14 protein-coding genes are annotated in these 20,557 nt (G+C 45.0%); 11 read left to right on the plus strand and 3 right to left on the minus strand.

Going from position 1 to position 20,557, the window contains the following annotated elements; genetic code table 11:
• Window positions 1-112 precede the first annotated feature (112 nt).
• Together BS614_RS13080 and BS614_RS13085 are read left to right on the plus strand one after the other, a co-directional pair.
• Window positions 113-1,336, plus strand: a complete 1,224-nt coding sequence (locus BS614_RS13080) for an aminotransferase-like domain-containing protein (protein WP_036610015.1) — start codon at window positions 113-115, stop codon at window positions 1,334-1,336.
• Between the two features lie 192 nt (window positions 1,337-1,528).
• Window positions 1,529-2,155 carry an FMN-dependent NADH-azoreductase gene (locus BS614_RS13085; RefSeq protein WP_074094326.1) on the plus strand — a complete coding sequence of 209 codons (627 nt, stop codon included), beginning with the start codon at window positions 1,529-1,531 and terminating at the stop codon, window positions 2,153-2,155.
• 112 nt (window positions 2,156-2,267) lie between these two features.
• Here BS614_RS13085 and BS614_RS13090 read toward each other — a convergent pair whose 3' ends face one another.
• Window positions 2,268-3,113, minus strand: a complete 846-nt coding sequence (locus tag BS614_RS13090) for a DUF2161 domain-containing phosphodiesterase (protein WP_074094327.1) — start codon at window positions 3,111-3,113, stop codon at window positions 2,268-2,270.
• 361 nt (window positions 3,114-3,474) lie between these two features.
• On the opposite strand from BS614_RS13090, the gene BS614_RS13095 reads away from it, so the two are divergent.
• The 8 genes from BS614_RS13095 to BS614_RS13130 all read left to right on the plus strand — a co-directional run bounded on the left by BS614_RS13095 (window position 3,475) and on the right by BS614_RS13130 (window position 15,883).
• Window positions 3,475-5,370, plus strand: a complete 1,896-nt coding sequence (locus BS614_RS13095) for a PrkA family serine protein kinase (protein WP_036610009.1) — start codon at window positions 3,475-3,477, stop codon at window positions 5,368-5,370.
• Window positions 5,371-5,613: 243 nt separating this feature from the next.
• Complete coding sequence (locus tag BS614_RS13100) at window positions 5,614-6,621, plus strand: globin-coupled sensor protein (protein ID WP_074094328.1); 1,008 nt, start codon at window positions 5,614-5,616, stop codon at window positions 6,619-6,621.
• A 129-nt stretch (window positions 6,622-6,750) separates the two neighbouring features.
• A complete protein-coding gene (locus BS614_RS13105; protein ID WP_017689571.1) occupies window positions 6,751-7,755 on the plus strand; it encodes a LacI family DNA-binding transcriptional regulator in 1,005 nt (334 codons plus the stop codon).
• A 273-nt stretch (window positions 7,756-8,028) separates the two neighbouring features.
• Entirely contained in the window at window positions 8,029-10,851 is a 2,823-nt protein-coding gene (locus BS614_RS13110; RefSeq protein WP_074094329.1) for an endo-1,4-beta-xylanase, read from the plus strand.
• A gap of 265 nt (window positions 10,852-11,116) precedes the next feature.
• On the plus strand, window positions 11,117-13,591 hold the full coding sequence (locus BS614_RS13115; RefSeq protein WP_074094330.1) for an EAL domain-containing protein: 2,475 nt from the start codon (window positions 11,117-11,119) through the stop codon (window positions 13,589-13,591).
• A gap of 283 nt (window positions 13,592-13,874) precedes the next feature.
• A complete protein-coding gene (locus BS614_RS13120) occupies window positions 13,875-14,093 on the plus strand; it encodes a hypothetical protein (RefSeq protein ID WP_074094331.1) in 219 nt (72 codons plus the stop codon).
• A 108-nt stretch (window positions 14,094-14,201) separates the two neighbouring features.
• Window positions 14,202-15,161, plus strand: coding sequence for a HipA domain-containing protein (locus BS614_RS13125; protein WP_074094332.1), 960 nt, complete (start codon window positions 14,202-14,204; stop codon window positions 15,159-15,161).
• Window positions 15,158-15,883 (plus strand): HIRAN domain-containing protein, encoded by a 726-nt coding sequence (locus BS614_RS13130; protein WP_074094333.1) that lies wholly within the window; start codon window positions 15,158-15,160, stop codon window positions 15,881-15,883. Before BS614_RS13125 ends, BS614_RS13130 begins: the two co-directional genes overlap by 4 nt.
• A 101-nt stretch (window positions 15,884-15,984) precedes the next feature.
• Here the strand turns inward: BS614_RS13130 and BS614_RS13135 are convergent, their stop codons facing one another.
• Window positions 15,985-17,421, minus strand: a complete 1,437-nt coding sequence (locus tag BS614_RS13135) for a SpoVR family protein (protein ID WP_074094334.1) — start codon at window positions 17,419-17,421, stop codon at window positions 15,985-15,987.
• Complete coding sequence (yhbH, locus tag BS614_RS13140) at window positions 17,418-18,587, minus strand: sporulation protein YhbH (RefSeq protein ID WP_074094335.1); 1,170 nt, start codon at window positions 18,585-18,587, stop codon at window positions 17,418-17,420. The genes BS614_RS13135 and yhbH overlap by 4 nt, the downstream gene beginning before the upstream one ends.
• 254 nt (window positions 18,588-18,841) lie before the next feature.
• Here yhbH and BS614_RS13145 point away from each other — a divergent pair, with 254 nt between their 5' ends.
• Window positions 18,842-20,176 carry an MFS transporter gene (locus tag BS614_RS13145; RefSeq protein WP_074094336.1) on the plus strand — a complete coding sequence of 445 codons (1,335 nt, stop codon included), beginning with the start codon at window positions 18,842-18,844 and terminating at the stop codon, window positions 20,174-20,176.
• Window positions 20,177-20,557 lie beyond the last annotated feature (381 nt).

The following is a 20,557-nucleotide window of genomic DNA, read 5'->3' on the forward strand; positions in this document are numbered from 1 at the left end:
ATCACAACAGTTCGGTATGCATCCGGTCATATTCGATGGTGAGCAGGAATAGGTTGTAGGGCTGCGGACTGCGAGTATAGTTTCGGAATAGGGACGAAAGGGGAACGGATCGATGAAATATTTCTTTGCTTCCCGTACCAACAGGCTTTTGTCATCACCACTGAGGGATATACGTGAGATGTCTGGCAGGGATTATTTCATTTCTCTGGCAGAAGAATTGCCTGCGGAGGAGTTGTTTCCTTTCAAATTGTTGGAAGAAGCAGCCGTGTCTGTCTTTAGTTCAGGCCCCTCCGCATTGCAATATGGAGAGCCAGCAGGCTACACCCCCCTAAGAGAGTGGTTGAACAAAGACTGGAATGCACGCAAAGGCATACGAACGGTACCCGAGCAGATTCTGTTGACCACTGGTACTCAGCAGGCCATCGATCTGGTGATGCGTCTATTGCTTGAGCCAGGAGATTCTGTACTGGTTGAACATCCCACATCTCCAGGCTGTCTTGAGGTTCTGGAGATGCAAGGAGCCAAGATTGTGCCCGTAATGGGTGATCGGGACGGCATACTGCCAGACCTTTTGGAGCATCACATGCAGCAGGTTAGACCGAAGCTGCTTTTTGCTGCACCCAGTTTCTCGAATCCGACCGGTGCTTTGTGGAGTATGGAACGGCGGGAGGCAGTCCTTGAGCTGTGTTCGCGCTATGGTGTACTGCTTGTGGAAGATGATTCTTACGGAGAGCTCCATTTCGATGGCCTTGAGCCAACGGAATTCTATCGTAAATATCCTTCACTCTTTGCACTGGATACTGCCGATCAGGGTGGACATGTTCTCTACATTGGTTCATTTAGCAAAACGGTAGCGCCCGCTCTTCGAACCGGATGGGCCGCTGGACATCCTGCGCTGATTCAGGCGATGGCCTCGGTTAAACGGATTGCAGATGGTCAGTCCAGTCCGATGAATCAGCGGCTGTTGTATCAACTGCTTGCCCATTCCCCTTTTCGTTGGAGTGATCACCTATCCATGTTGAATCGGGAGTATAAGACAAGACTCAAACTGATGCTTGAACTGTTGAAAAGACCGGGCTGGAAAGGGTGTCAGTACAATATCCCTGAGGGCGGAATGTATCTGTGGGTACAGTTGCCGGAAGGATTGGATAGTGGCGCTCTGCTTAAAGCGGCTTTGCCCAAAGGTGTATCCTTTCTTCCTGGATCACTATGCTCCACAGGTGTACAGGATCAACGTTACATCCGATTGAACTTTAGCCATCCGGGCCGGGATGAATTGCTGCTTGGCATGAACCTGATCAGTGAAGCCATTTCCGAATTTACGGCTCGTAGCTAAGTCAGATCAAAAAATAGATTTTGTAGCAAAAATTAAAATTGGTTCATGACCAAAGTGATTACGTTATTGCATCCACTAACATTTTTATATATAATATGAATTAATGAGTTGTTGGTTTCTTTATATAAGCTACAATGGTGGCCAGTTCAGAAAAAGCACTCATATATTTTATCTAACGGGGGAAAATTCAACATGTCTAATATTTTATTTGTTAAAGCAAATGACCGTCCTGCAGATCAAGCAGTCAGTGTTAAATTGTACGATGCATTCTTGAGCGCATACAAAGAGTCCCACCCAGGTGACACAGTTACTGAGTTGGATCTCTACAATACAGAATTCCCATTCTATGGTAACACTGCTATCACAGGCACTTACAAAGCAGCTAACGGTTTTGAACTGACAGCTGACGAGCAAAAAGCAGCTTCACTTGCAGCACAATTGCAAGATCAATTCCTGGCAGCTGACAAAGTTGTATTTGCATTCCCACTGTGGAACTTCACTGTTCCAGCTCCATTGGTAAACTACATTGCTTACCTGAGCCAAGCTGGTAAAACATTCAAATACACTGCTGAAGGTCCTGTAGGACTTGCTGGCGACAAAAAAGTAGCTTTGCTTAACGCACGTGGTGGCGTTTATTCCGAAGGCCCAATGGCAGCTGCTGAAATGTCCCTGAACTTCCTGAAAACAGTTATCGGCTTGTGGGGCATTCAAAACCCTGAAGTGGTTATCGTTGAAGGACATAACGCTTCTGCAGATCGTGCTGAAGAAATCGTTACTGCGGGTCTGAAATTGGCTTCCGAAGTAGCAGTAAAATTCTAATAACAATCTTCTATATAGAACACATCAAAACACCTGTAGTCTCCAGTGGAGATTACAGGTGTTTTTTTGCCTTCTCATTTTTTTTACATCCGTTACTTCAGATGATTCCGGTTCAGATCTTGCCTGTACTTTTTAAGTAAAACTCCGCTGCTTCAGCGATGTGTGCAAGGTCGTCCTTATTTTCACCAGATACAGAATACGTTACATCAAGTTCATTAATGGTTCGTTCGATCATATCATTATCCTCAAGCATGTGTGCATGCTCGGTTAACGCCTGTACTCCCTTAATCGTCAGTATATACTTTCCACGGGAGAGGCGTTCAAACCAGCCATAATAATTTTTTTGCAGAATTGCTGCGGCAGAACCTACGCCTGTCTGTCTGGCAAGGTTGGCCGGAGAGGCTTCTCCGTTCGTCCGTAGAGCGGATGCAACACGCAAAGCCTTCTCACGATATGCTGTGACCAGCTGTCTTCGTGTGCTACCTCCCGTATTGTAGTCTCCGCTGCGTTCGTCGAATTCCTTGAGCAATCGTTTCCGCCGAACACCGCTTTTACGAGTAACCTGATTGTGGCCAGTGAGGGGGATCAGGGCGGAGGGCTCGCACAATACATCAATCAGGGGGGCTTTGGTTTTGTAAAATGTGACAGTCAGCAGCCCCAGACCGAGCTGTCTGCATAGTGCAGCCAGTTCGCTCCAGCGTTGGTTCACGGCTCCGCGTTTACTGCGATTGCGCTCGACGGCCAGATACACGAACGGGCTAAGCTTCAAGCGCTGCATGCCCTGCAGTAACAGGGAGAGGTTAAATGTTTTTTTCATCTCCACGATCAGTGGTTCGTCCTGGTCCGATCTGACTCCGACGAGGTCACAATGTCTGACTTCCGCCTTGACGTCGAAGCCACGCTGCTCGAAGAAAGCCTTCACAGGCGAATATAATTCGGTTTCGTATTTCACTGCCATCGTCCGTGCTCCTTTCCAGAAGTGGCCTGTCTCTGACCATGTGTTGTCCGGTTTCCTGAATTTAGAACCCTCATTATATCATATTCGTTCTTTTTTTTCTGAAGGCACAAGATGTCTGATAGAACAGGGAAAAGCCAAAATTCGAAGCGGTTGATTGAAAAAAAGAGGTCAACTTATCCGAATTGCCGCATAGGTATGTAATACACTTTTCACAACAAAACAAGACGTTTGGACAGAGGGTGGCGGGACTACACAGGACCGCAAGATTGGTATTCAAGCAGGAGCCGCAATTCTATTGATTTCTTCATACCATTCGGAATGGTTGACAATCACACTAAAGGAGCCATGGGAGGTACCAAGCATGAATATTTTTGAACGCGTTGCGGAACATCGGGCAGAGAGTGACCGTTTGACATGGAACGGAACATTTGAAGATTATATTGCACTGCTGAGAGAGGACCCGACTCCGGCAATGACGGCTCACGCCAGAGTGTATGAGATGATTGAATCGTTTGGCGTGGAAGAAGTAGGTGGGCATAAGCGGTACAAGTTTTTTGAACAGGAGATCTTTGGACTGGATCGTTCGATTGAAAAGCTGGTTGAAGAATACTTCCACTCGGCAGCACGTCGTCTGGATGTACGGAAGCGGATTTTGCTCCTGATGGGTCCCGTAAGTGGAGGGAAATCAACGCTGGTGACGCTGCTGAAGCGGGGGCTTGAACAGTTCTCGCGGACAGAGAAAGGTGCCATATATGCCATTGATGGATGCCCGATGCATGAGGAACCGCTGCATCTGATTCCACTGGAGCTTCGCCCTGAAGTGGAAAAGGAAATTGGAGTCCGCATTGAGGGTAACCTTTGCCCATCCTGCCAGATGAGACTGCGTACCGAATATGGCGGTGATATCAGCAAGGTGCCGGTGGAACGGGTCATTGTTTCCGAAGATAATCGCGTGGGAATAGGAACGTTCAGTCCATCCGACCCGAAATCGCAGGATATTGCCGATCTGACGGGGAGTATCGACTTCTCCACCATTACCGAGTTTGGTTCCGAATCCGATCCACGAGCCTATCGTTTTGATGGGGAGTTAAACAAGGCGAACCGTGGGTTAATGGAGTTCCAGGAGATGTTGAAATGTGATGAGAAATTCCTGTGGAATCTCCTGTCGCTCACGCAGGAAGGGAACTTCAAAGCAGGACGCTTTGCCTTAATCAGTGCGGATGAGATGATTGTGGCGCATACGAATGAATCGGAGTATAAGTCTTTTATCTCCAACAAGAAGAATGAGGCACTGCAATCCCGGATGATTGTCATGCCGATTCCATACAATCTGAAAGTGTCCGAGGAAGAGAAAATCTATGCCAAGCTCATTCAGCAAAGTGACATGAAGCATGTTCATATTGCACCGCATGCACTGCGGACTGCAGCCATTTTTTCGATACTTACCCGCTTGAAGGAAACGAAGAAACAAGGCATGGATCTCGTTAAAAAGATGCGCATGTATGATGGTGAAGAAGTGGAAGGATACAAAGAAGCCGATCTGCGCGAGATGCAAAATGAGTATTTGGATGAAGGGATGTCCGGCATTGATCCACGGTATGTCATTAACCGGATCTCCAGTGCTTTGATCAAGCAAAATCTTCAGTGCATTAACGCGCTGGACATTCTGCGGGCGATCAAGGATGGTCTGGACCAACATGCCTCGATCACAAAGGAAGAGCGGGAGCGTTATCTGAACTTCATTGCTCTTGCACGCAAGGAGTATGATGAACTGGCCAAGAAGGAAGTACAGAAAGCATTTGTGTACTCATTCGAGGAATCCGCAAGAACGTTATTCGAGAATTACCTCGATAACATTGAAGCATTCTGCAACTGGTCCAAGATTCGTGACCCGCTCACGGATGAAGAGATGGACCCGGATGAGCGTCTGATGCGATCCATCGAGGAACAGATCGGGATCTCCGAGAATGCAAAGAAAGCGTTCAGAGAAGAGATTCTGATCCGAATCTCGGCATACTCCCGCAAGGAGCGCAAGTTCGAATACAGCAGCCATGACCGTTTGCGTGAAGCGATTGAGAAGAAGTTGTTCACCGATCTGAAAGACATCGTCAAGATCACAACCTCAACCAAAACACCGGATGCAACACAATTGAAACGTATGAATGAAGTCATTAAACGCTTAATTGAGGAACATGGATACACCGCAGCCAGCGCGAATGAACTGTTACGCTATGTGGGTAGTCTGCTTAATCGCTAATCGGCAACGAACCATTCCGGATCAGGCTCCTGATGCCTGTTGTGAGGCTCCTTCACAGCAGGGTCAGGGCCTTTTTAATTACATGAAGGTCATATTAGTCTAAAAAGCTGACAAATAAGGTTGATTTTAAAGAGAATTAGTTCTAATGGTATATGTATATTTAGGTATTTTAGTCTATAATCAATACATATATTTACAATTTAAAGTAATTTAGTGTTTATTAAGGAGCTGACTGAACCAGATATGAGCAGTATTTCCGCAACAAGACAGAAGCAACTTGATTACATGGGGTTAACCGCAGGGGATCTAAAACTGCTTGCTGATCATCGGCCTGTTTTTAAAAAAGTCGTTAATGAAGTGGTAGATCATTTCTACAATCATGTGGGAAATTATCCTGGATTGGTAGATCTGATCGCAAGATTCTCTACCATTGATCGTCTAAAAGAAACACAGAAGATGTACTGGTTATCAATGACAGACGGAATCGTGGACGACGCATATATTGAGCAACGGATTGCGATTGGACTTGTGCATTCACGGATTGGTCTGTCTGAAGATTATTATCTGGGTACCTATATGGTCTACCTGGATATTGCAACGAGCATATTCCAACAGGTTATCCCTGATTCCTGGCATCTTGTCATTCAAGCGCTCAGCAAAATGTTTAACCTGGATTCACAACTTGTCCTTGAGGCCTATGAGAAGAAAGAAAAAGAAAAGTTACATCAGCTTGCCGATGACCAAAAACATACATTACAGGCAATTACGCAGATTACCCAAGAGCTTACAGGCATGATTAGTGAATTAAATGAAAGTGCAATGGCTATATCAAGTGTAGCCAAAGAAACAGCGGCTTCTCAGGATCAGGCTCAGGTTATGCTTACCGAATTAACAGGAGAGATCCAGCAGATCGGAAAAATGGGTGAACTCATTCGCGAGATATCGGATCAGAGTCATCTTGTCGGTCTGAACGCAGCGATTGAAGCTGCTCATGCAGGAGAGTTCGGACGTGGCTTCGAAGTAGTTGCCAGTGAGGTGCGCAAGCTTGCAGCTAGTTCTCGGGATGCCCAGGGTAAAATTCAGTCTAATCTGGAGCAGATCATGAAGAAACTGAGCAGTGTGCAGCAGGAGTCGGATCATACGTCTCGCGGAGCACGTAGCCAAGCTTCACGCTCGGCTGAACTCGCTGTATTTGCAACAACAATGGAGAAACTGTCTCTGGATTTGAAGAATCTGGAACAGCAGGAATAGAGCTTAAAAGCATTAGGAACCTTCCATACCGTTTCAGGCTGTTTTAAGCTATAATGGGTAGACAAACCTGCCGATGTTATAGAAAATGCAGCCGGAGACAGGGGATTTGAAAGAGGTTGAGGTGATCAGATGGCTTCTATCCATGATGTAGCCAAGGAAGCGGGAGTATCTGTTGCAACCGTTTCCAAAGTGATAAACGATTATCCTGATGTAAGTGAAAAAACACGCAAAAAAGTCAATATAGCCATCGAATTATTGAAATATCAACCCAATGTGGTCGCACGTGGACTTGTCAAACGCCGTTCATGGACGGTGGGAGTACTGTTAACAGTTCCGTTTACGAACCCTTTTGTGTCGGAGCTGCTGGAAGGGATCAAGACAGCGCTGGAGAACAGTGGATATGACCTGGTCCGGTTGTCTACTCGATTCGATGATCCGGCGTACTCGTTTATCAAACATTGCCGCAGTCGTAATGTGGATGGCGTTGTGGTATTCGGGGAAGGCAGAGAAAACGCGAGTATTCAGGAACTGGTGGATGCAGAGATTCCAACGATGTTTGTTGATACGGACATGTTGGGCAAACGTGCCGGTTACATTACTACGGATAACGCGAACGGGATTTCGATGGGTGTCAAACATCTGCATGAGCTTGGGCACCGCAAAATTGCCTATATCTCAGGGACACTTGGACCTGCTGTAGCCAATCTGCGATTGGAAGGATATCGGGAAGGACTGCGAGAATGCGGCATCCCGTATTCTACGGTATATCTGGAGATCTGCGATTATTCCTTCGACGGAGGAAGCAAGGCTGCCCGGCGATTGCTGGCACTTCAGGATCAACCAACGGGAATTGTCTGTGCATCAGACATGTCTGCCTTTGGTGCGATTCATGAAATTGAAAAGCATGGACTGAGTGTACCAGAAGATATCTCGGTTGTCGGGTTCGATAACACGTATTATGCTGAGGTATTTAAACCGGGGTTGACCACGGTGAATCAGAATATCTATTCCATTGGTATTAAGTCCATCGAATATCTGATTGCCATGATCGAGAATCCATCTTATTCTCCTCCTGTTGTGACGGAACCTTCCAATCTGGTCATCCGTCAGACGACAGCACCTTTAAAAGCTTAAAAACGTAAATAGTAAAGATGTTTACACGAAGCACAGCTAATAAGCTGTGCTTTTTGTCGTTCTATATCTCATTTGGAAACATATGGTTTTTGGAGTGGTGCAAGTCCTATAGTTTAACGGGTAAACAAAGTTTAATGGCAATCGTATAATGAAAGTGCTTACAATTTTCTGTCCATTAGCATCTATCCATCCTGTATAACGATCTTGTAAAGGGCTGGCACATGGCAGAGCAAAGGTTATTCTTCACAAACAACGAACCAAGGAGGAGATCGGATGCATTTGAGAAAATGGTGGAGCTTGTGCTTGTCGGCTGTATTGATCTTCAGTTTGTTCCCAAGTGTGGGAACAGGAGGGACACGTGCTTCGGCAGCGGACGTTAAGACTGGCGATGATGAAGTACTGTTCAAGGCTGATTTTGAAGATGGTGTGTTGGGACAATGGCGTCCACGTGCAAGTGAAAAGCTTGATATCGTAACGCAAGTAGGTCATGACAGTACACGCAGCCTGAGAACCTCTTCACGTACCGAAACGTTCCATGGACCCTTAATTGAAGTAATAGATCATGTACAGAAGGGCAGCACGGTTCATATTTCATTTTGGGCCATGTACGATGAAGGACCGGACAGTCAGGTCATTAACGGTTCACTGGAGAAAGAGTACAATAACGACGCTTCAAGTCGAGAATATGCTACGTTTGCCTCTGCAACTCTGAACAAAGGACAGTGGAAAAAAATCGAGGCGGATGTGGTGATCCCCGAAGAAAATAGTGGCATCACCGGATTCCGCATGTATGTGGAGACACCATGGAAGACGTCAGAGGAAGTGACGCCGGCAGATACGATTTCATTTTACGTGGATGATGTTCTGATTACGGCTGCTCAGAAAATTGAAATTGAGAAGGATATTCCGAATCTGGTCGATATCGTGGGACAAAATTACGCAATGGGAGCTGCCATCAACCAGTCTGCACTAGACGCGGAAAACCAGCATTCCCAGTTGTTGACGAAACACTTTAATAGTATTACAGCGGACAATTTTATGAAAATGGATGCGATGCAGCCCAAGGAAGGAGAGTTTGTCTGGTCAGAGACAGATCGACTGGTGAAGTTTGCCGAAGCAAATGACATGGAAATCAGAGGTCATACGCTGTTATGGCATAGTCAGGTGCCGAATTGGTTCTTTACTGATCCGAATGATGCATCGAAACCTGCCACGCGGGAACAGTTGCTTGCACGGATGAAAACCCATATTCAAACCATCGTGACCCGGTACAAAGGAAAGGTTCATACATGGGATGTCGTCAATGAAGTCATCTCAGACGGAGGCGGGTTGCGGAATGAGGCCAGTAACTCCAAGTGGAGAGATATTATTGGGGATGTAGATGGCGACGGAGATGACAGTGATTACATTGAGCTGGCTTTCCGTTATGCACGTGAGGCTGACCCCGATGCTGTACTGGTGATTAATGACTATGGAATGGAGGGCAATGGAAACAAGGTGAATGATATGGTGAAGCTTGTAGAGAAGCTGCTTGCCAAAGGAACACCGATTGATGCGGTTGGATTCCAGATGCATGTATCCATGTACGGACCGGATGTAAAGCTCATTCGTGAGGCTTTTGAGAAAGTGATCGCTCTTGGTGTAAATGTACAGGTTACAGAGCTGGACGTTTCGATCTATTCGAGTAATTCTGAACTGGAGATGCCTGTCACAGGTGAATTAATGTTGCAACAAGCTTATCGTTATCGTGAACTGTTCGACCTGTTCGACGAGTTGGGAAAACGCGGTGTAATGGACAGCGTTACAGTATGGGGACTTGCGGATGATGGTACATGGCTTGATAATCATCCAGTCAAAGGACGCAAAGATGCACCATTGTTATTTGATCGTAAATTAAAAGCAAAACCGGCATTTTGGGCACTGGTGGACCCTACCACCCTTCCGATCTATCGTAATGAATGGCCAGCACTTAAGGCCAGCCCTTCTTTCCCGAACCACAAAGGACAGGAAGATATTCTTTGGGGTGCTGTGAAAGGACTCGAAATTAATCATCTGGCAGATGGTACATCTGCGGTTACGGGTGAGGCTCGTATGATGTGGGATGCCAAAAAGGTGAATTTACGAGTGGAAGTGAAGGATACCACACGTCGCAAAGGGGATCAGGTGCAGGTTTTCCTCGCGGAAGAAGTCAAGGGGACAGGCGCTGCAACTTCTGAAGCTGATCTGTCTGCCAAGAAGAAAAATCCGCCGTCTGCAAATGGTCAATATACATTTAAACGGGATGGCGGTAAAGGCAAAGATAAAAATACTTACAACGTACAGGAGACAAAAACCGGGTATGTTGTATACGCATCACTGCCTATGTCAGCTGCTTTACTTACCGAAGGTCAGGTCTTGTCTCTGGATTTTCGGATTACGGATGAACATGCTGCTGGAAAGATAGCGACCATCGTTTGGAATGATATTTCCAATCAACAGCCTGACAAACCAGCCAACCGGGGCAAACTGAAGCTTGGTTCTGTCTTGAAACAAACCAAGGTCACTTATGGCAAACCTGTCATTGATGCAAAAAAGGATAACGTCTGGAAAAAGGCTGCATCTGTTAAAACGGATGTCTGGGTGGTCGGAAAATCCGGTGCAACGGCGACTGCACAGCTGTTATGGGATGAGAAATACCTGTACGTATTGGCAGATGTGAAAGATCCTTTGCGAAGCAAATTAAGTTCTAATGCACATGAGCAGGATTCAATCGAGATTTTTATCGATCCGAGCAAAGATCAGACAACATTCTATCAGGAGGATGACGCCCAGTACCGGGTCAATTTTGATAATGAGGCTTCTTTTGGTGGAAATGCACGGAAAGAAAGTTTCAAATCAGCTACCCGATTAACAAGCGGAGGGTATACAGTTGAAGTGGCAATCCCACTAGATAGCGTTCGTGCTGAAGGGCAACGATGGATTGGATTCGATCTTCAAGTTAATGATGATGGCGCGGGGGATGGCAAGCGAAGCAGTGTGTCCATCTGGAGTGACTCATCAGGTAATTCTTATCAAGATACTTCCGGTTTTGGCAGTCTGTTACTGACTCGTAAATAGACTATTTAGTTGTGAATTGGAATATGAGAATGTTAGCTATTCAACATTGTATATCTGGAAATAAGTGTTGATTTTAAAGGCTGGGACGTTTAGACTATATACATTCATATAAACGGGTTCCAATGTATGACAACGGCTTCAACTAAGTCTGTTGTCACGAGTCAAATGATGCGGAGGGAGTGCCTGTCATCCAGACAGCGCACTCGCTTCTTTTTTACATTTTTGCATACATACAAGGCATTTCCCGGTTGAAAGGACAGAGTGAGTGGAGCACCTACATGGCACGTACAACTTAGAACTTGTTATTTTATCCTATATTATTGCATCGTTAGCTTCATACGCTGCCCTTGACCTTGCAGGCCGTGTAAGTCAGGCTAGCGGGATGGCGCGGAATGTATGGCTTACCTGCGGTGCAGTATCGATGGGGCTGGGAATCTGGTCCATGCATTTCGTAGGTATGCTGGCTTTTGTTCTGCCTACGCAAGTCTCCTATTCCACCGGTAAGGTTGTTTTATCTGTTCTACTTGCTATTGTCGCATCGGGGGTGGCCTTGAACATTGCGGGTAGACAATCGGGCAGGATAAGCAAACTCATGATTGCTGGAGTACTGATGACGGCGGGGATCAGCTCAATGCATTATGTGGGAATGGCAGCGATGTCAATTCCGGTTACGTATGAACCAGGCAGAGTGGTGTTATCCATTCTGATTGCAGCGCTTGCTTCATTTGCGGCATTGTGGCTCATGTTTTTCTTCCGTTATCATCAATCAAGACATACCTGGGTTTACAAGATGGGCAGCGGTCTCATAATGGGTATTGGAATCTCTGGCATGCATTATACCGGGATGTCAGCCGCACATTTCCATCATTCACATGGCTCGATGGTAAGTTCAGGTATGCAGATTGAGCCAGGCATTCTCGCCTACTTGATCGCATCGGGCACATTTATTGCTTTGGGCTTGACGTTGTTTGGCATATTTATCAATCAGCGAATGTCACAGAAAGATCAACGGATTCATGAGAATGAGCAATGGTATCAGGCCCTGTATCATAACCATTCGGATGCCATTATTTCAGTGAATAAGGAAGGTATTGTCAAAGGGATTAATGCTGCTGTAACAACAATCACCGGATATCCTGAAAAAGAGGTCATGGATCGTTCCATTGATGAGATCGCTCAGCAAATCGATATAGAGTGGATAAGTGAATTTGATTCCATCGATTGGGATGATCATGGGCTGGAGCAGGCGCACTACATGGCCAAAATGAGAGACGTGCAGGGTGAACTTCTGGACCTTAGTATTGTTGTAGTTCCTGTTGTCATTGATGGCAGACATGTGGGAAGTCACATTTTGATCAAAGACGTAACCGAGGAGAAACAGGCTCAGGAGAAGATTCGTCACCAAGCTTTGCATGATCCGTTGACGGGGTTGCCCAATCGGCGCAAGTTGGATGATGTGCTGGCTTGTACGATTAACGATTCAGCAGAAAAAGGGAATTCTTTTGCCGTTATGGTGATGGATATAGATCGTTTCAAGATGATTAATGACTCGCTGGGACATTCCATTGGAGATGTATTTTTAAGAGAAGTGAGCAACCGGATCATGAAAGCCATAGAAGCTTCTGATCCGTTGGCTATGGAGAATGTCATGCTGGCCCGGATGGGCGGTGACGAGTTCACACTCGTTGTAACCCAGGATCAAGCGACAGAAGTAAGAGTGGCAGAACTTGCAAAACAGATTGTTGAAGCCATTCAGTTACCTTATCGACTGAAGGAGAATGACTTTTACGTAACCGCCAGCATTGGAATTGCGATGTATCCGGATCATGGAGTGGGCGTGGATGCTTTGCTGAAACATGCAGACTCCGCCATGTATGAAGTGAAGAAAAACGGCAAAAATGGTTTCCAATTCTACACGGCCCAACTGGATTCGGAACTATATGAACGCATTGAGCTGGAGGGTTATCTTCGTAAAGCTTTGGAACGCGATGAGATGGTCCTGTACTATCAACCACAGATTCGTACCGAGGATAGCCGCATGATTGGTGTAGAGGCTCTTATACGTTGGAACCATCCACTCAAAGGTCTGCTCGCACCCAATGTGTTTATCCCGCTTGCAGAAGAGACAGGCATGATCTATGAGATTGGCAATTGGACGCTGCGGGAAGCATGCAGGCAGATGAAACTCTGGCATGCCAGTGGCGGACCACTCATTCCGGTATCGGTTAACTTGTCCAGCCAGCAGTTCCACCAATCCAACTTGGTAGAACAGGTCAAGAATGCACTCTTGGAGACAGGGCTGGATGCTCGATATCTGGAACTGGAAATAACAGAGAGCATGATGATGGATGCAGCCGTATCCACGGCGATTCTTAATGAACTGACGGCACTGGGTGTCAAGATCAGCCTGGATGATTTCGGTACGGGATACAGCTCACTCAGTTATCTGAAGCATTTCCCGATTCACAAGCTCAAGATTGATCGTTCGTTTGTGACGGACATTACAGAGAGTCACAGCGATCAAGCCATTGTGGCGACCATTATATCGATGGCACAGAATCTCAAGATGGAAGTCATTGCGGAAGGCATTGAGACGAAAGGCCAACTGGATATTCTGATGCAGAATGATTGCCGGGAGATTCAGGGCTATTATTTCAGTCGCCCACTGCCGGCAAGTGAAGTGGAGCATGATTTTTTTGTGCCGCTGCGATTGCAGGGTAATGGCACACCAACAGTATAATCAGAGTGAACATTTCAATTAAAGGATTTTACAGTTTAGCTGAACTATATCTTAAACGGCAAGTCCCTAATCACGTGTAGGGAACTTGCCGTTTTAGTTTTTAGAGCAGTTTTTTAAGGGGAATGATTAGAAAAGAAGGCGTCAGGGCCTGCTGTATTTTATATGATTGATATCATTGGTAATCCTAAGATTGATGGCTGAGATGCAACATGGTTGTATGCTATAATTCAGGTGAAAGATCTATCTAGCAGTTTAGCAATATCATTGAAGGAGGTTGCGAAGGATGAACTTTAGTCTTAAGGCTCCTGATGGCACTGTCATTGAATCCTATGAGAAGGATCATAAGGAATTCATTCGTATTGCCGGTCTGGAATATGAAGTTTATAACCGGGTGGATGAGCTAGACTCCGATCCGGAGATACGGCAAATGATTGAAGCTTCCGAGAAAGACATTAAACAAGGCAAGCTGTATTCAACAGATGACTTGATTGGGCTAAAGTAAGAGTGGTTGATATAGACTCACATGTACACAACATATAATTTAATAAAACGAGGGTAATTCTCCAATACATTTAAGTAAGAAATCCTGCAAATAGGAGCCGAACAGTCTATGTATACTATCCTGGATATTAGTAATTGGAAAAGCGAAACATTAAGTGTATCTGGCTCCAAAGAGAAAAGATGGTATCGGCATCCAGAAAATAATAAATTAGTTTTATTTAAATTGCCCGTTTCTTTGACAAGTGGAAACAAAATCATCGAGGAAGTAACGGGAGAGATGTGGTCCGAGAAATTAGCTTCTGACATAGGAAAAGTATTAGGTTTTAATGTTCATAAAGTTGATATAGGGTGTGTTGAGGCGAGTCCTGTTTTTTTTCGAGATTATTATTTAGATGAAGCAAGATTTCAAGGCGTTTCATTAATATATGGTGCATTGTGTCATTCATTTATAGAGGAAGACTTGGAGAGTCTTATTGAGGGCGCTGACATGATCATGGAATTCGATGATAGTTACGACCGCCAGCGTTTAAAAGGAAACAAAGAAATATATAGTTATCAATTATTATTAAAGTTGTTTGCTCAGAGAAATATGTTGGATGACTTATATAAAATGATTATATTTGACACACTTATCGGGAACACAGATAGACATCAGGATAACTTTGGGATAGTCAGAGATGAAGTTTCTTCGAGAATCAGTTTTGCGCCATTCTACGATAACTCATCGTCTCTTGGTAGAGAGTTACCTGAACGTAGAATAGAACTAATGTTTAAGGACAAACAAATGTTCCATTCCTATCTATTTAATAAGAAAGCATCTCCCCAGATACGTTGGGGGCATATTGAAGATAATAGGAAAATGAATTTTTTTGAATTTTTAAAAAAGGTGATTCAAATATCTCCTGAGATTAAAAAATACGCTTCATCGCTTTTACAATTAACTGATACTAAAATTTATCAGTGTATTAATGAAATTCCTTCTGTTGTAATGAGTGATATTCAAAAGGAATTTGTTAACAGGTTTTTAGTTGTACGGCGTGACTTAATGTTAGAGGAGTTATTGAAATGAAATATATTTATAATAAACTTTTGGTATTTTGGAAAGGTCCGCAAGGGGAAAATTTTTTAGTGGGAATTCTTGAAAAAAAGAACAAAGTATACATTTTTCAATACGAAAATAACTCTCTAAATGCCGCTAAAGAACATGGTTTTTCGCCTTTCATCGGCTTTAGTGACGAAATTAAAGTGTATAAAAGTGATAAATTATTCTCAATTTTTGAGCGAAGAACTCCAGGTGTTAACAGAGCTGTTTTCAAGAAGTTACTGGAAGAACATAATCTCAGCAATGGAGAAGATCTAGTATGGGACTACTTATGTTTGACTAAAGGCAGATTAGCAACAGATTCGCTTTCACTTATCGCTCCTGTTGTGTATGAAAATCAATCGTTATTATTAGATATCGAAATTGCAGGATGGTCATATACAAAAAAAAATAATAAACAATTATCAAAGGATACTAGGTTAGCTTTGCAATACGACAATGACAATCCAAACGATGAAATGGCTATTCAGGTTCTGAATTTCGAGACTAATGAAAAAGTTGGATATATCATGAAGCCTTTCAATAAATTATATTATTGTTTAATGGAGAATGGGTTTTCATTAATTCCTACAATTTATATCTTTAATAAAGAAGATGGAAGGCCGAGTTTGTTAATTTATTGTCCTCAAATTACGAGAGAGACACTTGAAAAAGAGAAAGAATTTCAATATTTGATTGAATATCGATAATATCTTCACAAACATGCCAAGCGGCAAGTTCCCGTGTATGTGGAGAACTTGCCACTTTTTTTGCCTTATCTTTTCGTTTCCAATCATGATAATCGAAAACCTTACATAAACTTGCGGTGGTGCTTCTTGCCGTCATACGTAAACCAGATCGGTTTATCCTCGACACGTGTCTCCACATGTACGGTACGTCCCCAGAGGCGATACAGATAAGGCAGGGTGCGTTCCATATATTTCAGATCCAACTCAATGCCTTCATATTGATGTTTGAGCACGAGTTCCCCTGTCCGCAGATAATCAGCATCTTGCACGACCAAGTAAGGGGAGCCCCCGTTGACACGTGAAAATACGAGCTGATCCCGTATGTTCTCCCAGGACTTGTCGGTGATTTTCCAGTCCGGGCCTTTTTTCTCAAATACGTAGAGGTCCAGATCCTCGGTTAATTGTTTGGTCATGTAATTGCGGATAAAGGAGGTATCGGAATCGAATTCACGCACCTCGAACATTTTGGCACGACCTTGCCCTGGTTTGCGGCCCCAACGTTCCTGTTCTTCACGGGTTGGGTTTTCCCAGCGCCGTTCAATATCCTCGAAAATCTTCAGTCCCAAATAATACGGATTCAGACTTTGTTTGGATGGCTGCACCACGGAGGAGTTGAGCTTCGCAAATTCGATCGTATCCTCACTGTTCAGATCGAGTTCACGGATAATGCGTTGATGCCAGTAGGATGCCCAGCCTTCATTCATGATTTTGGTTTCCATCTGTGGCCAGAAATATAACATCTCTTCACGCATCATACTCATGATATCCCGCTGCCAGTCGGTCAACACTTCGGAGAATTCCTGAATAAACCACATGACATCCTTCTCCGGTTCAGGCGGAAAATGATGGACCTGAATACCTTCAGCGGGTGCTTCTTCCGTCTGCACGTCATCAAGTGACCATAGATCATCATAGCGACCTTCCGGCCGTGGTTTTTTCTCACCGCGCTGCTCCCGCATTTTCATCTCCATGTAACGTTGTTTGTCCAAATGGCGGGGTTTAATCAGCTGTGGGTCCACATGTTCCTGAATTGCGATCACAGCATCGATAAATGCTTCAACCGCTTCCGTTCCGTACTCCATCTCATAATTGCTGATCCGATCCGCCGTAGCGGCCATGCTTTCAACCATATTACGGTTGGATTTGGAGAAGCGGGCATTGTTTTTGAAAAAATCGCAGTGTGCCAATACGTGGGCTACGATCAATTTGTTCTGAATCAGGGAATTGCCATCCAGCAAGAAGGCATAACAAGGGTTGGAGTTGATGACAAGCTCATAAATTTTGCTGAGTCCAAAATCGTATTGCATTTTCATCTTATGAAATGTTTTGCCAAAGCTCCAGTGGCTGAATCTGGTCGGCATGCCGTAGGCTCCAAATGTATAAATAATATCCGATGGGCAGATTTCGTACCGCATGGGGTAATAATCCAGACCAAAACCATTGGCAATCTCCATAATCTCGGCAATAGCGTATTCTAGGTCGCGGATCTCATCTGTCATCTAACGCTGCCTCCTTCCCGTTTCTGGAAAAAGCTGCGCAAAGCTTTGTACACTTCGCCTTTTTCTTTGATCACATAATACATGAACTGATCCATCTTGATGTGACGGTAAGCCGACATCAGTGTGCTGCTGCGGTTGTACTGATTCACTTCGCCGTATCCAAACATATTGCTACGCTTCATTAACTCACCGATCAGCTTCACACACCGTTCGTTATCCGAGGTCAGATTATCCCCGTCAGAGAAGTGAAAAGGGTAGATGTTGTAGCTGGAAGGTGGATACCGGCTGTCAATAATATCCAGTGCCTTCATATATACAGAGGAGCAGATGGTGCCTCCGCTCTCGCCACGGGTAAAGAACTCTTCTTCGGTTACTTCCTTGGCTTCCGTATGATGGGCGAGGAAAACAATCTCAACTTTCTCATACTGACGACGTAGAAAACGGGTCATCCAGAAGAAGAAGCTGCGTGCGCAGTATTTTTCAAACGAACCCATGGACCCGGATGTATCCATCATGGCAATAATAACGGCATTGGATTGTGGAATGATTTTGTCTTCCCATGTCTTGTAGCGCAGGTCATCCGGACTGATGTGATGGATGCCTGGCGTACCAGTCGTTGCATTGCGGCGCAGATTCTCCAGAATGGTACGTTTCTTGTCAATATTGGACTGCATGCCTTTTTTGCGAATATCGTTGAAAACTACCGTATGTGTCTCAATCAGGTCTTTGTCTTTCTGCTTCAGATCGGGTAATTCCAGCTCAGCGAAGAGCATATCTTCCAATTCCTCAATACTAACTTCGGCTTCCACAATATCATGGCCAGGCTGATCGCCAGCTTTTTCACCTTTGCCGGGTTTCTGCGAAGCAGCGGGATCACGACCGATGACGTCTCCGACCTGACTGTCACCGTCTCCTTGACCGACATGTTTTTGCTTCTGGTAGTTATACACAAAACGGTACTCATCCAGACTGCGGATTGGTACCTTGATGATTTGTTTTCCATCAGACATGATGATGTTTTCTTCGGTAATCAGATCAGGCAGATTCTGCTTGATGACATCTTTCACCTTTTGCTGATGGCGCTGTTGGTCCTGGTACCCTTTGCGGTGAAGCGACCAATCTTCCTTCGACACAACGAACGAGTAAGGCTGGTGTGAATTTGACATGTAGGCACCCCCCATTGATTACGCGGCACAGTTTGGCCTGTCGGTAATTAAGTATATTCACGGGCGAGGACGATATGTGATGAGAGTGGATATAAAATGATACAATTACGCAAGTTCACCTCAGAGGTAAGGTGAGTCGTAAGAACAGAACTGCCCCATTTTTTACAGAAAAAGTGAACAAGTGTGATATCCTTCCTATACAATAGGAGAAAGACATCAATCATTTAATAGATGCATGTAAAGGAAGGATTCATGTGAATAAAAAGGCGATCAAGGCTTGGATTATGTATGATTGGGCCAACTCGGCTTACGCGACAACTGTGCTGGCCGCAGTACTGCCTGTATTCTATGCTTCGGTGGCTGCAACAACGCTGGATACGGATACCGCCGCCTCCTACCTGGCCTATACACACTCCATTGGCATGTTGTGCGTAGCTCTGCTAACACCGTTGCTAGGCACGCTGGCTGATTTGTCAGGACGGAAAGGCGACTTCCTGCGTGTATTTGCAATTATAGGCGTCCTTGCTACATTGGGATTCAGCGCAATCGGTGAAGGGGACTGGTTCCTTGCTTCCGCGTTGCTGGTCATATCTACGATCGGTTTTGCGGGTGGTAACACCTTTTACGATGCAATGCTGCCGGATCTGGTACCTGTGGAAAGAAGGGACATGATATCCTCCAAAGGTTATGCCTATGGTTATATTGGAGGAGGTTTGCTGCTTGCGGTGAACCTGCTGATGATTCAGCAACCGGGCTGGTTCGGGATGAGCAGTACACTGGCAGGCACAAGACTTGCTTTTATCTCCGTCTCGTTGTGGTGGTTGCTGTTCTCGATACCGATCTTTCGCCATGCTCTGAGACGGCCTGCATCACCGGATCTGCCCGGAACGTGGACAGGGTATGCTGCGGTGGGCGTACGCAGACTGCGGCAAACCTTTCGTCAGATGCGGCGTTTTCCCCAGTTAATCCGCATGTTGGTGGCTTTCTGGTTTTTTAATGACGGCATTAATACCATCATTCTGATGGCTACGATTTATGGGACAAGTATAGGCATAGGCACAGCCGACCTGATGCTCGCGCTACTGTTAACCCAGTTCATCGGGTTCCCGTGTACATTATTACTGGGAGCATGGGCACAGCGTTGGGGAGCAAAGCAGGTATTAATCGTTAGCTTATCGGTCTACATATGTATTGTGATTCTCGGTTATTTCATGACACAAGCGATTCACTTCTATGTGCTCGCCGGGTTGGTTGGTGTTGTGCAGGGTGTGAGTCAATCCACAGCGCGTTCCCTGTTTAGCAATCTGATGCCAGCTGGCAGAACAGGAGAGTATTTTGGTTTTGTGAATATTACAGGCAAATTCTCTTCGATCTTTGGTCCATTTGTGTTTGGTTATGTTGGGCAGATCACGGGTTCCACACGTTGGGGTATTTTGTCGTTAATTTTCTTTTTCGTCGCGGGCATTGCCGTATTGTTAACCGTGAAGGTACAGGAGGGAATGCAGGATGCTACACGGGCAGATCAGGAAGAAGAGCGAAATGGGAGCGTTGGAGCTCCTGGGAAAAGTTCAGATGTAAAGTTTACCTGATGGTTGTTTACCCGTTTTCATATTAAGTTTCTCAACGGATTACGTATGGCTTCAGGCATTGTTCCTCACAGAACATGTCTGGAGCTTATTCGCGTTTGTGCAATCAGAACATAATTGATCATGAATAAGTGCTTAAATGACAGACAGCAGAATACAGTGAAAGAGTATGAATTTATGAAAAGGTGAAAATAAAAGATTGACATGATACATTTTGTATCATAGAGTAAAACTATAAATACATATTGTATCTGAGAGTTGTCGAATGTAACCATGTGTTTTGCTTCATTCCCAGGTGAACTTCCGACGGAATATTGCAAAATGCTGACCTATAGCGTGCATATTACTCGTTTTGCCAAACACAAAGGTAGAGTCTGGTCTATC

The sequence above is a fragment of the Paenibacillus xylanexedens genome (assembly GCF_001908275.1).
GTDB lineage: Bacteria > Bacillota > Bacilli > Paenibacillales > Paenibacillaceae > Paenibacillus > Paenibacillus xylanexedens_A.

Excerpts from the sequence above, each read along its gene's own strand:
- BS614_RS13090 (WP_074094327.1), bottom strand. The coding sequence starts at position 3,113 with ATGGCAGTGAAATACGAAACCGAATTATATTCGCCTGTGAAGGCTTTC.
- BS614_RS13125 (WP_074094332.1), top strand. The coding sequence starts at position 14,202 with ATGTATACTATCCTGGATATTAGTAATTGGAAAAGCGAAACATTAAGT.
- BS614_RS13100 (WP_074094328.1), top strand. The coding sequence starts at position 5,614 with ATGAGCAGTATTTCCGCAACAAGACAGAAGCAACTTGATTACATGGGG.
- BS614_RS13135 (WP_074094334.1), bottom strand. The coding sequence starts at position 17,421 with ATGACAGATGAGATCCGCGACCTAGAATACGCTATTGCCGAGATTATG.
- yhbH (WP_074094335.1), bottom strand. The coding sequence starts at position 18,587 with ATGTCAAATTCACACCAGCCTTACTCGTTCGTTGTGTCGAAGGAAGAT.
- BS614_RS13095 (WP_036610009.1), top strand. The coding sequence starts at position 3,475 with ATGAATATTTTTGAACGCGTTGCGGAACATCGGGCAGAGAGTGACCGT.
- BS614_RS13110 (WP_074094329.1), top strand. The coding sequence starts at position 8,029 with ATGCATTTGAGAAAATGGTGGAGCTTGTGCTTGTCGGCTGTATTGATC.
- BS614_RS13130 (WP_074094333.1), top strand. The coding sequence starts at position 15,158 with ATGAAATATATTTATAATAAACTTTTGGTATTTTGGAAAGGTCCGCAA.
- BS614_RS13120 (WP_074094331.1), top strand. The coding sequence starts at position 13,875 with ATGAACTTTAGTCTTAAGGCTCCTGATGGCACTGTCATTGAATCCTAT.
- BS614_RS13080 (WP_036610015.1), top strand. The coding sequence starts at position 113 with ATGAAATATTTCTTTGCTTCCCGTACCAACAGGCTTTTGTCATCACCA.
- BS614_RS13085 (WP_074094326.1), top strand. The coding sequence starts at position 1,529 with ATGTCTAATATTTTATTTGTTAAAGCAAATGACCGTCCTGCAGATCAA.
- BS614_RS13105 (WP_017689571.1), top strand. The coding sequence starts at position 6,751 with ATGGCTTCTATCCATGATGTAGCCAAGGAAGCGGGAGTATCTGTTGCA.